Below are 13,448 nucleotides of genomic sequence, written 5' to 3' on the forward strand. Positions count from 1 at the left end.
GCGCTGCTATGCGCCAAGATGCTCGACCGCGTCGACGCCATGACCGCCGACATCGCCGAGGTGAGCATAGCGATCGAAGCCGCGATCACTCCGTACGAAGCTCAGGTCACCCAGCTCGATGAGATCACCGGGATCGGCGCCACCTGCGCCCAGGAACTCATCGCCGAACTCGGCGTGGACATGACCGTGTTCCCGACCGCCGCAAACCTGGCGTCCTGGGCCCGATTCGCGCCCCGCGCCAACCAGTCCGCCGGCAAGAACAAACCCGCCACCACCGGCAAGGGCAACCCCTGGCTGGCCAGCACCCTCGGCGAGATCACCGCTGTCCTGGCCCGCAGCGACACCTTCCTCGGCGAACGCTACCGACGCCTGTCCAGACGCCGCGGCAAACTCCGAGCCATCGTCGCCACCGGCAACTCGATCCTCACCATCGTCTGGCACCTACTCAACGACCCAAACGACCACTACCACGACCTCGGCGCCAACTTCCACGACACCCGCTACCACCAACGCCACCAACACAACCTGATCACCCAGCTCGAACGCCTCACCGGCCAGAAGGTCACCCTCACCACCAAAGACCAAACAACCGCCGCGTAATCCACAAGCCACCGGAGCTCCGCCCCGGTGCTGCCGCCTGCCCACTCACTGAACATTTTCGAGTCAGCCGCGGAGTGGGCGTTGGTGCCTGTGCCCTCAGATCGCCCCATCGTCGCGGAATGAGAATCCGAGGGCCTCGGCCAACTCCCAGAACAGACTCTCGACGAAAGGATCAGCCGACTTCGTCAGGACGTGGGTGAGCCGTTCGGCACTGGCTATGTGCCCGGTCTCCGCCGCCCACTGGACCGCAGCGGGAATGTCCTCGCCGTGCGCGGAGATGCCCATCGCATCGAGCGGAATCCCATAGTCTTGGGCCGTCTTCAGATCGAGGACTGCACTCCAGTCGTGCCCGCTGAGGGACAGCCCGCCAACTACTCCCACGTCACTGTCGTAGACATGTACGAACATGCACGGCGTACCGGTGCTCTCCAATACGGCCTCGGGATCGATCTGGTCGCCAGAGTCCAGCTGAAGCACCTGCCACGACCCTTCACGCCAGCGGTCCAGTACAACCGAGCCGGCGAAGACATCAAGAGTCGTCAGCGGTTGATCGCTGTTCGCGACCACGAACTGGCCGGAGAATCCCACGACGAGCGATCATAACCGCGCACACAGGCCGACGTGCGACATGACCCGTCCGGATCTGCCGCCGATCGTGTGCGCAAGGGCACCGAACTCCGTCACGCCAAGTGACGCGCGTCCAGGCCGGCCGGTGCGCCGACCTGGACGATGATCGGGCGTCGCGCTGGTCTTCATTTCGATCCTGCACCTGTGGGTCAATGGCTGGCGCGAGAGGACGATATGGGCTACGCCTTCCACATAACGCGGGCGGTGAACTGGTTTGACAGCGAGGAGGCGCCCATCGGCCGCGCGGAGTGGGAGCAACTCGCGGACAGTACATCCGACCTGGCGTACCGCCAGTCAATATGTAGCCGAGATGGGTGAGCCGGGCCGTTGTACTGGCTTGCACTCCGCCAATGCGATTGATTGATGGACACCTCGGGACGAGGGTCGTTGGCCCGGAGCATTGCCCCGATCTGCAACCTTCGCTCTGCATGGAGTCCAGCGTGTCTTACCCGAGGGCGCTCACGAGTGTCGCGGCCGCCGCACGCAGATCGGCGCGGAGCCGTTCGTCCTTCCACGCCATGGCGTGTGGACGGTCGTCGTAGGCGACGGACCGGTCACGTTCCGCCAGCCGGGTCAGTTGCGGGGCGATCGTGGTCGCGCCGATCGTCACCAGGGCCTGTACGGCTTCGGCTGACCGGATGCCGTCCTCGACGGTGGCGAGCAGCGTCGGCATCAGATCGTGGGCTGGCACGCCCAGCCGCCATAGTGCCTCGGCGATGGCGACCCTGGCCCCGGCCCCGCGTCTGCCGAAAGCAGCGCGCAGGTCGTCGACTAGCTCGGTCCAGCCCAGGTCGGCGGCGAGCGTCGCGGCCTGGGCTGTGGCGCCGCCGAAGTCCACGATCGCGCGGACGGCGGCCGGAACCTCGTCCGGGGGATGCCGCCCGTCACCGGTACCGGCGAGAAGGAGTCTGGCAGCGGCCAGTTGCGCGCGGTGCACATAGGCTGGCGCCTCGGCGGGGTGCTGCTATTCCCGCAGGGTCGGTAGCAGCTCCGGCAGTTCCAGACCGGCATCAGCGGCCATCGACAACCCCAGGGTGAACTCAGGCCACCAAGATGCTTCGATCGCCTGCCGGATCGCCTCGACAACAACGGACCGGTCATGAGTCAGCCGCCAGAACGCGAACGCCGGCTCCGCGAAGCCCTCGGCAGCCAGCGTCCGCAGTGCAGGCAGGTCAGCCGTCTCGGCGGCGTCCAGGCGGGCCAGCGCCCACGCGACCTGCTCCGGCGCGAGCGCACGGGCCGCGCGTAACTGCGACGTCAGGGCGGATGCCGGCACGCCCAACGCCTTCAGTCGCCTGGCCAGCGTCGCGACGACCTCCGCCTCGCCGGCCGCGATGGCCCGTTCCAGCTCGGCGTGGATCGCGTCGAACTGCGCCGCGGTCAGGACGGGCCACCCGCCGGTCCACCCGCCGAGTTGCGCCCAACGCGGGCCACCGAGCTCGGGCGGGAACCGGAACCCGGCGAACGCCGACTTCAGAGGCAACCGCCGACGCCCTGCGGCGTCCTCTGAAGTACCGGCGGACGCTGGTCGTGAGGTTCCCCCGCTTGTTCGAGAAGGTCAAGGCCGGTCGGCACACCAGGGGTCAGCACGCACCCGCCGGTCGCTGGGAAACCGACCCGTCGCCCCGTTCGGGGCGGTGACCGCGCCGCGGCCGGGCGCTGATGTAGATCGATCCCGCTCCGCTGGATGTGCTGGTGTTGCTGCACAATGGAGTACCCGGCAGGGTCGAACTGACCGGCATGGTGGATCCGGCCACCCGGTCGATCGCCGCGGCGGTGCTGCGCCCGCCGACCAAGTCGGTGGACGCGTCGCTGCTGCTGGCCACGCACCCGTCCTCCCATGGCACCAGCCAGCCCCACGAGACCGTCGGGTAGAAGGAACAGGCAGCCTCGCTCCCTCATGATCTTGGATGCGTCGAAGCGGGCGTTGTCGATGGCGCCCTTCGATGATCACCTGGCCATCCCTGCCGGCTACGCTCTCGAGCCCTGCAACAGTAAGGAACAACGACGCCGCAGCAGCCTGCCGGCTCCGCTCCTGAGCAGCCGCCCAGCGCTGCCCAACTACTGCACCAATCAAGACACCAAACAGCACCAACGCCACCACACTGAGCACAGGAACCGGCGCCGTTCTGCGAGCCGACGGTCAGGAGGCAGCCGGTGGTGAGGGCGGCCGAAGCGGGAGCGATGCTGTGCGGCGTGGGCATGGGCGCCTGAAAACTGTCGCTTCGAGAACAACGCCAGAAGCGTCGGCCCACCCCTGCTGGTGATGCGATGCCTGGCCCAACGGTTTAGGGCGGCGGGCTGGCGAGTGCGATTCGAGGAGCGACGCGTCCCACATGCTGGAACAGGTGGTCAGCGGCCTGCCAGATGATCGAAGGACGGTGCCTCCCCCGCAGACCTGTGGCTGATCGAGTAAAGTCGTGCAGGTATCAATCCCTCGGCCGTCCGGCCGACTGGCTCATGGCCCGACGCACAAAGGAAGACATCGTGGCTGGTTCAGCAGACGCGGCCAAGTTGAAACCGGCAACCTCGGCCAGGATCTACGACTACTTCCTCGGCGGCACACACAACTTCCCGGCCGACCGGGACGCCGCCAAGAGCATCGCAGAACGGTTTCCGCTGACCGCGGCCCTGGCGCGGAACAATCGAGCATTTCTGCGCCGTGCCGTGCGTCACGTCGCGGGTGCTGGCGTGCACCAGTTCCTTGACATCGGATCTGGCATCCCGACCGAAGGCAATGTCCACGAGGTCGCGGCAGAAGTCACCCCGGATGCCCGGGTGGTGTATGTCGACATTGATCCGGTCGCCGTCTCGGAGAGCCTGGAGATCCTCGACACCACCGACCGCACCACGGCGATGCTCGGCGACCTCCGCGACCCGCAGGCGATCCTGGCCCACCGGAAGGTGCACGGCCTGCTCGACTTCGGCCAGCCGATCGCTGTCCTCCTCAATGCGGTCTTGCACTTTGTCCCCGACGACGCCCAGGCCAACAAGGCGGTTGCCGACCTGCTCGCGGCGTTGACGCCCGGCAGCTACCTGGTCGCGTCGCATGTCTCGATCGACGGTCAGGACGTCGACGACAGCGACCTGGCGTTTGTGGAGAACACCTACAAGCAGCAGACTGCCACCCCGTTCCAGCCGCGCACGCGAACCCAGATCGCCCAGTTCTTCACCGGGCTGGAGATGGTCGAACCTGGTCTGGTCTGGCTGCCGCAATGGCGTCCCGCCCCTGGGGATCCCGCCGACTTCACCGACAGCCCGCCCACCAGCTCCTGTCTGGCCGGCGTCGGCCGCCTGGCGTAGCTGTACCCGATCGAGATTCTCGGTGTAGCTGTGACGACCTCGTGGGTCTAGTGCTCTGACCACCAACGTTCACGGTGTTGGATGACACGCCGCTCAGCATCCGGGTTGGGCGGCGTGTCTGCGTTCAGGCTGTGCCGGTGGCAGGACCCGTACGTGTGGGGCGGCTGTCTGACCAGGAGGGTCAGCAGCTGCTGCGAATGACCAGACGAGGGACCGGCTCGGCGATCAGGTTGCGGCGGGCGATGGTCGTGCTCGCCTCGGCCGGCGGTAACGGCGTGCCGGTGATCGCGAGGCTGACGGTGTTCAGCGCGCAGCGATCGCCCCGATCGCCGCCGAGGTCGGCCTGCCCGCCGGCCCGCCGAGCGGCCCGACGGCGCTGACCATCGCGATCGACGACCCACTCACGTTCTACGTGGCACAATTTCGGCAAGCGGCCGAGCATTCGCTCCGACATGGCTGCCCGCATACCTACGTCTAGTGCTGTGACCACTAACGTTCACCGGGTTGGTGTTGGTGTTGTGGTTCCTCGCCGCGTGGTGCGGTCGAGCGACTCCCCACTGTCACCGTTTCGGGTGGTGGGGCGGGCCTCAGCCGGCCAACCGACCCTCCTGCCGCCGGGAGGTGGCGGCGGGGGTCACGCCGGGACGGTCCGGCACCAGGAAGATGCCGTCCCGCTCGACGGTGCGTGACCACGGTCGGCAGCACAGCTGCCGGCGCGGTGTCAGATCCGCCGCCCGCACCGGTTGGGGTGCGGGTGGCGATGGTGGCGGCCGCGAACAGGTCACGGTGCCCGGTAGTGTGGCAGGTGGTGCAGGTCATGGTGCGTCCGGCCGGTTTCCGCACCCGCCGCCGGCAGGTGGGGCAGGTCGAGGAGGTGCCGCGTTCGTCGACCAGGCGGACGGTGATACCGGCGAGTTCGGCCTTGTCCCGCAGTACGGCGATAGCCCGGCCGACCTGCCACTGCCGCAACCGCAGGTTGTGCCGCCGACCGGCATCGACCTGCAGCACACCGCGCGGGTCGCCGACGGCGAGGGTGCCGACGTGGTGCTGCACCGCCCAGGCGACGACGGTCTTCGCGGCTTCGTGCTGGGCCTGCCGGACCCGGCGCCGGTGCCGGGCCTCGACCAGGCGGGTCCGTCGGCGGTACTGCCGCCACCGCCGCGAGCCGCGTTGCCCCGGCCTCGGCGCCCGCCCGGCCACCGCCCGCCGGCGAGCCTTCGTGTCGGCCAGGTGCAGGCGGTGCTCGGCCCGGATCGCCCGGCCGGACACCAACAGCCCGTGTCCGTCCGGGCCGGCGACAGCATATGGATGGATCACACCAAGATCGACGCCGGCGGTCCACGCCGGGTCCGGGCCCGTCCCGTCCGGGTAGGTCGCAATCGGGACCTCGGCGGCGACCTCGACCCACAACCGGCCGGCATCGGCGAGCAGGGTCGCGGACCGCACCTGCCCGGCGGGGTAGGGTACGTCACGGTCCAGGCGCAGCCACAACGGCACGTACCCGGCCGCGGTCGGCACCCGCAACCGCCGCCCGGAAAGGGCGAACGTGCCGTGATACCAGCGGACCGGCACCAGCCCACGCCGCCGCCGCGGGAACCGGGCCGTCTCGTCACCGGCCCGGCGGCGTTTCGCCGCCGCGAACCACGCGTCGGAGAACCGGCGCAACACCGACCGGGCACCCGCCGAATCAAGCTCACCGAACGTGCCCGGACCCGACGCGGCCAGTTCCCGGCACAACGCCTGATACGACACCAACGGCGCGTCCCGCCGCCGGCGCCGCCACGCATTGAGCTCCAGCACACACGCCCACACATCTCCAGCCGAGCGCAACAACCCGAAACACCGGTCGCGCTGCGCCCCAGTCAGCCGCAACCCGACCCTGGCGGTGCGACACACCACCCGCGGCGCATCCAGATCCCGACGTCGAGGCACCCGCACGTTCTAGCACACACGTACGACAAACCCTGCACGCCACCCCGGCAAGCGTTGGTGGACACCGCACTAGCAGCCGGGCCACGCCCTACCTGCTCGACGGTCAGCCGGTCCTCCAAGCGTCAGAGGTCGACGACCGCGCTGTCCCCGCTCACGGTGCGGAACCACCAGACGTAACCGAGAGTAATGCTGATCTTGGCTGGATTGATGTCGACCGGAGTTTGTCGGATCCGGGCCGTGCTGTTCGTAGCTCGGGTGAGAGGCCACCCACGAGGGCGCTGTCACGACCACAGGAGATGCCGACGATGCCACACCCACAGGCCAAGATCCACCGCATGTTCGAGCTCGTCGAGCCGATTGCCACCGTCACCTTCTCCGAGGTGCCGAACGAGGCGTTCCTGGCCCTCGGCATGCGAAACTACTGGGACGGATACTTCGCGGGCCGGGCCGCGCCCCTGGGGCTGGCACCGGCCGGGGTGGTACACGCGGTCTTCTACAACTTCGCCGACGGCGAGGTGGCGCGCCACATCCCGTGGGTCTGGGGGAAGACCACCCCGCGGGAGGCGATCGCCGTGCGCGAGCGGGGCAGCGCCGCCGCGCTGCGGCAGATGATCGGGGAACTCGCCGGTGCTCCCGGTCTGGTGTGGGTCGCCGACCTCGCCACTCGAGGGGCGCTCAGCGCGCCGAGTGAGGGCCGAGCGCTGTACGCCGGGCTTCGGGCGCTCGATGTGCCCGACGAGCCGGTGGCCAGACTCTGGCACGCGGCGACGCTACTGCGGGAGCACCGCGGAGACGGCCACAACGCCGCCCTCCTCGCGCACGGCGTCGGCGGCACCGAGGCCCACGTCCTCCTCGCTGCCTCCCTCGGAATGAGGGCGGAGGAGTTCGGCCGGACCCACCACCTGCCCAAGGCACAGCTGGCCGCTGTCGTCGACGGGCTGCGCGGCCGTGGCCTCGTGGACGCCGCCGGCGGGTTGACCAACGCCGGGCGAGAGACCAGGGAGCGGATCGAGGCCCTCACCGACGAACTGGCGGCGCCGGCGTACGACGTGCTCAGCGCGGACGAGCTCGACGAGCTGATCGCGGGGCTCGAGCCGATCGCCGCCGCGGTACAGGCCGTCGACGACTGAGCGGGTGCATCAGGCTACGGCCACGACCCCAGCTCGCCACCGATATGAGGCCATGGCGTGGGGTGGTACAAAGGCGTGGTGGTCATCGATGCCAGCGCAGATGAGCAACCCGTCGATTTCTTCGCGGATCTCGATGCCTACGTCGGTCTGCCGCGGGTCGGTGGGCTGTGGCTGTCGCCGGACGGCCGTCGACTCGTTGTGGCAGTGGCGACGCCCGATCGCATGACGACCCGCTACACCACGGCGTTGTGGGAGGTTGACCCGGATGGGACACGGCCGGCCCGGCGGTTGACTCGCAGCAGCCAGGGCGAGTCGGCTGCCGCCTTCACGCCGTCGGGTGATCTGTTGTTCGTCTCGGCACGGCCGGAGCCCGACGGTGGCACCGACGAGGGGCCGAGGACAGCACTGTGGCTGCAGCCTGCCAGCGGCGGCGATGCCCGTGTGGTCGCGTGCCCGCCAGGGGGCGTGCGTGGCGTCGTCGTGAGCGAGGCCGGGACGGTCGTGGTCGGCTCGGCGATGATGCCGTCGTCTCACGACGCGGCCGATGACACGGAGATCCGCGCGACGCGGAAGGAGGCGGGGGTCTCAGCGATCCTGTACGAGGAGTACCCGGTCCGGTACTGGGATCACGACCTTGGGCCGGAGCGGACCCGCCTGCTGGTCGCCGACTTCGCCGAGGACGTCACCCTGGGGGATGCCGAACTGGATCTGCGCGACCTCACCGGCCACGTCGGTCGGGCACTGGACGACGAGTGCAGCTGGGACATCGCGCCCGACGGCCGCACCGTGGTCGCGGTGTGGGCGGTCGCCGAACCCGCTGGGTCCCAGCGGTACACGCTAGTGACGATCGACGTGGCGACCGGCGAGCGCCGGACGCTGGCCGACGACGTCGACCACGAGTACGAATCACCGCGGCTGTCCCCCGACGGGACCCACGTCGCGGTCGTCGTGCGCCGACGGTCCGCACCGCAGGATCCCGGCGACTGCTGGATGGGCGTCGTCCGGCTTACCGGCGGCCCGGTCCAGGCCCTGACCGAAACCTGGGACCGCTGGCCCTACCCCGCCCGCTGGACGCCGGACGGTACCGCGCTGATCGTGGCCGCCGACGACCACGGACGCTCGCCGCTGTGGCACGTGGACGCCGCGACCGGACACCTCACCCGGTTGACCCACGATGACGGCGCCTACACCGACATCCAGGTATCGCCGGACGGGCGCTGGATCTACGCGCTGCGCTCGGCCATCGACAGTCCACCCGCCCCGGTCCGGATCCCCGCTGATGGGGCATCGGCGGTGGAGATCCTGCGTGGCCCAACCGAGGCGCTCGGCGCCAGCGTCCGGGTACCGGGACGGCTGGAGGAGGTCACCACGACCGCCGCAGACGGCACCCCGCTGCGCGCCTGGATCGCGTTGCCGCACCAGGCCAGTGCGACCACGCCCGCACCCCTGCTGCTGTGGATCCACGGCGGCCCGCTCCGTTCCTGGAATGGATGGTCCTGGCGTTGGAACCCCTGGATCACCGTGGCCCACGGGTACGCGGTGCTGCTGCCCGACCCCGCCCTGTCCACCGGATACGGCATCGACTTCATCCGGCGCGGCTGGGGTGCATGGGGTGACGCCCCGTACAACGACCTGATGGCGATCACCGACGCCGCGCAGGAACGCCCCGACATCGACGCTGGCCGCTCCGCCGCCATGGGCGGCTCCTTCGGCGGCTACATGACCAACTGGATAGCCGGGCACACCGACCGGTTCGCAGCGATCGTCACCCACGCGTCGCTGTGGGCGCTCGACCAGACCCTGGCGACCACCGACACGTCGTACTACTGGGCCCGCGAAATGACCCACGAGATGGCAGACGCCAACTCTCCGCACCGCTTCGCCGACGCCATCACCACCCCGATGCTCGTCATCCACGGCGACAAGGACTACCGGGTACCGATCGGCGAGGCCCTACGCCTGTGGTGGGACCTCCTGTCACGATCGAAGGCAGACGACGGATCGAGCCCGCACAAGTTCCTCTTCTTCCCCGACGAGAACCACTGGATCCTCAAACCCAACCACACCAAGGTCTGGTACTCCACCGTTCTCGCCTTCCTCGCCCACCACATGCACGGCGAGGATTGGCAACGGCCAAGTCTCCTCGGGTAACAACGACCAGAAGCGATATGATCCGGACTCCCGCCTCGGCCCTAGCGTCTCGTCGCCGACGGTGAGACCGTCGTCGACGTGCCGGCCAAGTTGTTGTCAGCACGGGTGCGGGTGTTCGACACCGGGCAAGGGCGCAAGACCGACCCGGTCGATGCGCACAGCGTTGCCGTGGCCGGCCCGCGCAGCCCAGGACTGCGCCAGGTCCATGCCGATGACACGGCGGTCGTGCTGCGCTTGCTGGTCGACCGTCGCGACGAGCTCGGTCAGGCCCGCACCGAGACCGTCAGCCGGATTCACCACCTGCTGCTCGAACTCGTGCCCGGCGGGGCGAAGAAGTTCCTGACCCGTGGCCAGGCCAGCTATCTGCTGCGCACCGCCCCCGAGCCGGTCGGCATCGTTGCGCAAACCCGTCATCAGCTCGCCCGCGAGCTCATCGACGAGCTCACCGCGATCGACGCGAAGATCCGGGCCGCGGACAAGCAGCTGCTGGAGTTCGTCACTGCGGCCGGCAGCCGCCTTACCGAGCTCAACGGCATCGGCCCGTCCGGAGCGGCCCGGCTGCTCGGCGACGTCGGTGACATCGAACGGTTCCCCACCGCCGCGCACTTCGCGTCCTGGAACGGCACCGCCCCCATCGAGGCATCCTCAGGCGACCAACGCCGCCACCGGCTGTCCCGGGCCGGGAACCGGCGCATCAACCGGTCATGCACATCATGGCCATCGTCCAGCTCCGCCACGACACCCCGGGCAGGGCCTACTACCGCCGCCGGCTGACCGAGGGCAAGACCACCATGGAAGCCCTGCGCGCACTCAAGCGTCACCTGTCGGACGTGGTCTTCAAACGCATGGCACGCGACGCCAAACACGCTCGAGGTGGGGTGGCGGGCCCAGCAGGACAACCGGGAGCGACTCTGCAATCCAGCGCGGCCAGCCCAATCCCGACAGCTGACACTTCGGACAAGTCACAAACCGAACCCGCCACCACCCAGCCTAGAACATCCACCGCCCCAACCCCTTGACCTAGAGGGGAGCCTACTTGTGCGGATGGCGGTGCCCGGACCCGGATCTTGCTTCATCGGCGTGCGGGTCCGCGCGCGGCCGTACGCGCACAGCGTTCGGTTGTATGACGGCAGGATGATGTGATGCGTGCGCTGGCGTTGCTCGGCGTATGGGCGGCTGGACCTGCAAGTACCACTCAGCTCACGGGCGGACGGGAAAATTCGGTCGTGCCTGGGGGATTCGATGTGATTTTCTGGCACGCGAGCACGTCCATCGAGCAAGGAGCAGACATGCGAGCGGCGTTCACCTCTTTCGGAGCTCTGTTGCCCGTTCGCTCGAAGGACGTGACGTTTGTCTGCGTATCCGCTGCGCGCTGTGCGCACGCTCAATCTCGGGATTCTGGCACATGTCGATGCTGGTAAGACCACTCTGACCGAGCGGCTGCTCCACGCGGCCGGGGTCATCGACCAGCTCGGCAGCGTTGACTCTGGCACGACCCAGACCGACTCGCTGGCGCTGGAGCGCCAGCGGGGCATCACCATTCGCTCGGCCGTCGCATCGCTGCGCATCGGCAGCACTGAGGTCAACATTATCGACACTCCCGGGCACCCTGATTTCATCGCCGAGGTCGACAGGGTTCTCGGCGTGCTCGACGGGGCAGTGCTGGTCGTGTCCGCCGTCGAGGGCGTCCAGCCGCAGACGCGCCTGCTGATGCGGGCGCTGCGGCGGCTGTGCGTACCCACACTGATCTTCATCAACAAGACGGATCGGCGCGGCGCCGACGCGCAGCGCGTCTACGCGGAGATCGCACGGCGGCTGAACGTGACGGTGGTGCCCGCCACCGCGCCCACCGCGGCTCTGGCCGACGCATTGGCCAGTGCGGACGATGCGCTGCTCCGGGACTACGTGGAGGATGAGGCGAGCCTGACGGCCCGGCGGCTGCGCGCCGAGTTGGCGGCCCAGACGGCCCGGTGCGCCGTGCATCCGGTGTTCGAGGGTTCGGCGATGACCGGATCCGGGGTGGACGAGCTGATGGCGGGCCTGGCGGATCTGCTGCCCACGGCCGCCGACGAGCCCGCCCGGCCGCTGCGGGGCCGGATCTTCAAGGTGGAGCGAGGACCCGCCGGCGAGAAGGTGGCCTACGTGCGTATGTTCGACGGCGAGCTGCAGGTACGCGACCATCCGACCGGCGGACGCGACCGGATCACGGCGATCCACATGCTCGAGAACGGCGTGTGGGTGTGGCGCGACACGGTGGCAGCGGGCCAGATCGCGGCGCTACGTGGCCTCGCGGGCGTTCGCGTCGGGGACACCCTGGGCGACATCGCCACGCAGATGGACCATCACTTCGCGCCGCCGATGCTGGAAGCTCTCGCCGTTCCCCGCCGCCCGGGGGACGGCGGGCGGCTGCGCTCGGCGCTGATGCTGCTGGCCGAGCAGGATCCGCTGATCAACGTACGCGCCGACGAGCGTGACGGCACGGCCGTGTCGCTCTACGGCGAGGTGCAGAAGGAAGTCATCCAGACCACCCTGGCCGCCGACTTCGGCGTCGACGCAGACTTCCTGCAGGCCACGCCCCTGTGCGTGGAGCGGCCGAAAGCGACCGGCGAGGGCCTGCAGCGGCTGAACACGCCGCCGAATCCCTATCAGGCCACGATCGGCTTGCGGGTCGAGCCGGGACCGTCCGGCTCCGGCGTGACGGTGCAGGTGCCCGTGGACTACCGGCTAGCGCCGCTCTATGTCTACCGGACGCTGGAGCTGTTCCAGGAGGCGATGGGCGACTACGTACGCGACGCGCTCACGGCCGGTCCGCACGGGTGGCCGGTGACCGATTGCGTGGTGACGATGACCGACTCGGGCTATAGCGTCGCCGACGGGCCACCGTCGCTGCGCGGGCCGACGAGCACAGCACAGGATTTCCGCAAGCTCACGCCGATCGTCGTGGCGCAGGCGCTGGCCGCCAGCGGGACGGTGGTCTGCGAACCGCTGGCCCGGGTGACCCTCGAAGTGCCCGCGCGGGCGCCCAGCAGAGTGCTGAGCCTGCTCAGCAAGCTGGGGGCGACGGTGGAGGACCAGGTCGTTCGTGCCGACGAGATGGTGATCGTGGCGGTTCTGACCGCGGCGGACGCTCAGGAGCTACACCGGATGCTGCCGGAGGTGACCGGCGGCGAAGGGGTGCTCGAGGTCGCGTTCGCCGGTCACCGCCCGGTCGGCGGAAAGCCACCGCGCCGAGGATGACCCTGTGCTGGGCCGGGCTGCGACCGGCCCAGCACCTTCACGCCCTGCCCGTCGGAGGGCACCGGCGCGGCCGCGGCCCGCGCCCGGTCCAGACCCGGCACCGCGAGAGCCCTGCACCGGCGGAGGCGGGGGAGCTGCCCGGCTCCAGCGCAAGGTTGGTAGCCCGCTCGATCAACAGATCCGCGCATCTCATCGCGCGCGACCGGGCGTTGCGCGGACCTGTTCCGTCTCCGCGCGTGCCCGCGTGATAGCAGGGATCGCGAGCCCGATGCTGATCAGGATCCCGAAGATCCCCCCGACCAGCGAGCCAGCCGGATGGCAGCCGAACTCTTATCCCTGTCACAAGATCCGTCTGCACGCTGGTGAACTGAGACGGGCCGGCGACCGGCCCACAGTGCGACATCAGGACGGTGAGGCGTCATGGCACGTCATGTACTGCTGGCAGGTGACCCCGCGTCGCGTCCCGCC

At 69.2% G+C, this 13,448-nt stretch carries 12 protein-coding genes; 7 read left to right on the forward strand and 5 right to left on the reverse strand.

Annotation, left to right across the window (positions count from 1 at the left end; genetic code table 11):
* Window positions 1-39 precede the first annotated feature (39 nt).
* Window positions 40-600 (forward strand): IS110 family transposase, encoded by a 561-nt coding sequence (locus ABZS66_RS38125; protein ID WP_354766497.1) that lies wholly within the window; start codon window positions 40-42, stop codon window positions 598-600.
* Window positions 601-696: 96 nt separating this feature from the next.
* Here the strand turns inward: ABZS66_RS38125 and ABZS66_RS38130 are convergent, their stop codons facing one another.
* The 3 genes from ABZS66_RS38130 to ABZS66_RS38140 all read right to left on the reverse strand — a co-directional run bounded on the left by ABZS66_RS38130 (window position 697) and on the right by ABZS66_RS38140 (window position 2,710).
* Complete coding sequence (locus ABZS66_RS38130) at window positions 697-1,188, reverse strand: hypothetical protein (RefSeq protein ID WP_354766499.1); 492 nt, start codon at window positions 1,186-1,188, stop codon at window positions 697-699.
* 484 nt (window positions 1,189-1,672) lie between these two features.
* Window positions 1,673-2,065: a hypothetical protein gene (locus tag ABZS66_RS38135; protein ID WP_354766501.1), complete on the reverse strand. Its 393-nt coding sequence runs from the start codon at window positions 2,063-2,065 to the stop codon at window positions 1,673-1,675.
* Between the two features lie 126 nt (window positions 2,066-2,191).
* Window positions 2,192-2,710 carry a hypothetical protein gene (locus tag ABZS66_RS38140; protein ID WP_354766503.1) on the reverse strand — a complete coding sequence of 173 codons (519 nt, stop codon included), beginning with the start codon at window positions 2,708-2,710 and terminating at the stop codon, window positions 2,192-2,194.
* A 212-nt stretch (window positions 2,711-2,922) separates the two neighbouring features.
* Between ABZS66_RS38140 and ABZS66_RS38145 the strand changes: the two genes are divergently transcribed.
* Both ABZS66_RS38145 and ABZS66_RS38150 read left to right on the forward strand, forming a co-directional pair.
* Window positions 2,923-3,102, forward strand: coding sequence for a hypothetical protein (locus ABZS66_RS38145; protein WP_354766505.1), 180 nt, complete (start codon window positions 2,923-2,925; stop codon window positions 3,100-3,102).
* A 612-nt stretch (window positions 3,103-3,714) separates the two neighbouring features.
* A complete protein-coding gene (locus ABZS66_RS38150; protein ID WP_354766507.1) occupies window positions 3,715-4,530 on the forward strand; it encodes an SAM-dependent methyltransferase in 816 nt (271 codons plus the stop codon).
* Window positions 4,531-4,711: 181 nt separating this feature from the next.
* Here the strand turns inward: ABZS66_RS38150 and ABZS66_RS38155 are convergent, their stop codons facing one another.
* Both ABZS66_RS38155 and ABZS66_RS38160 read right to left on the reverse strand, forming a co-directional pair.
* Entirely contained in the window at window positions 4,712-4,984 is a 273-nt protein-coding gene (locus tag ABZS66_RS38155) for a hypothetical protein (protein ID WP_354766509.1), read from the reverse strand.
* A 35-nt stretch (window positions 4,985-5,019) separates the two neighbouring features.
* On the reverse strand, window positions 5,020-6,468 hold the full coding sequence (locus ABZS66_RS38160) for a transposase (protein ID WP_354766511.1): 1,449 nt from the start codon (window positions 6,466-6,468) through the stop codon (window positions 5,020-5,022).
* Window positions 6,469-6,767: 299 nt separating this feature from the next.
* Here ABZS66_RS38160 and ABZS66_RS38165 point away from each other — a divergent pair, with 299 nt between their 5' ends.
* The 4 genes from ABZS66_RS38165 to ABZS66_RS38180 all read left to right on the forward strand — a co-directional run bounded on the left by ABZS66_RS38165 (window position 6,768) and on the right by ABZS66_RS38180 (window position 12,980).
* Window positions 6,768-7,592 carry a MarR family transcriptional regulator gene (locus ABZS66_RS38165; RefSeq protein WP_354766513.1) on the forward strand — a complete coding sequence of 275 codons (825 nt, stop codon included), beginning with the start codon at window positions 6,768-6,770 and terminating at the stop codon, window positions 7,590-7,592.
* 480 nt (window positions 7,593-8,072) lie between these two features.
* Window positions 8,073-9,743, forward strand: coding sequence for a prolyl oligopeptidase family serine peptidase (locus ABZS66_RS38170; RefSeq protein ID WP_354766515.1), 1,671 nt, complete (start codon window positions 8,073-8,075; stop codon window positions 9,741-9,743).
* A 78-nt stretch (window positions 9,744-9,821) separates the two neighbouring features.
* Window positions 9,822-10,517 carry a transposase gene (locus ABZS66_RS38175; RefSeq protein WP_354766516.1) on the forward strand — a complete coding sequence of 232 codons (696 nt, stop codon included), beginning with the start codon at window positions 9,822-9,824 and terminating at the stop codon, window positions 10,515-10,517.
* Between the two features lie 600 nt (window positions 10,518-11,117).
* A complete protein-coding gene (locus tag ABZS66_RS38180; RefSeq protein ID WP_354766518.1) occupies window positions 11,118-12,980 on the forward strand; it encodes a translation factor GTPase family protein in 1,863 nt (620 codons plus the stop codon).
* Window positions 12,981-13,448: the final 468 nt, after the last annotated feature.

Source organism: Dactylosporangium sp. NPDC005572, from assembly GCF_040605515.1.
In the GTDB taxonomy this organism is placed as follows: Bacteria; Actinomycetota; Actinomycetes; order Mycobacteriales; family Micromonosporaceae; genus Dactylosporangium.

Bases quoted from the DNA above. Each gene is read 5' to 3' on its own strand.
- ABZS66_RS38125 (WP_354766497.1), top strand. From the start codon at position 40: ATGACCGCCGACATCGCCGAGGTGAGCATAGCGATCGAAGCCGCGATC.
- ABZS66_RS38155 (WP_354766509.1), bottom strand. From the start codon at position 4,984: ATGTCGGAGCGAATGCTCGGCCGCTTGCCGAAATTGTGCCACGTAGAA.
- ABZS66_RS38165 (WP_354766513.1), top strand. From the start codon at position 6,768: ATGCCACACCCACAGGCCAAGATCCACCGCATGTTCGAGCTCGTCGAG.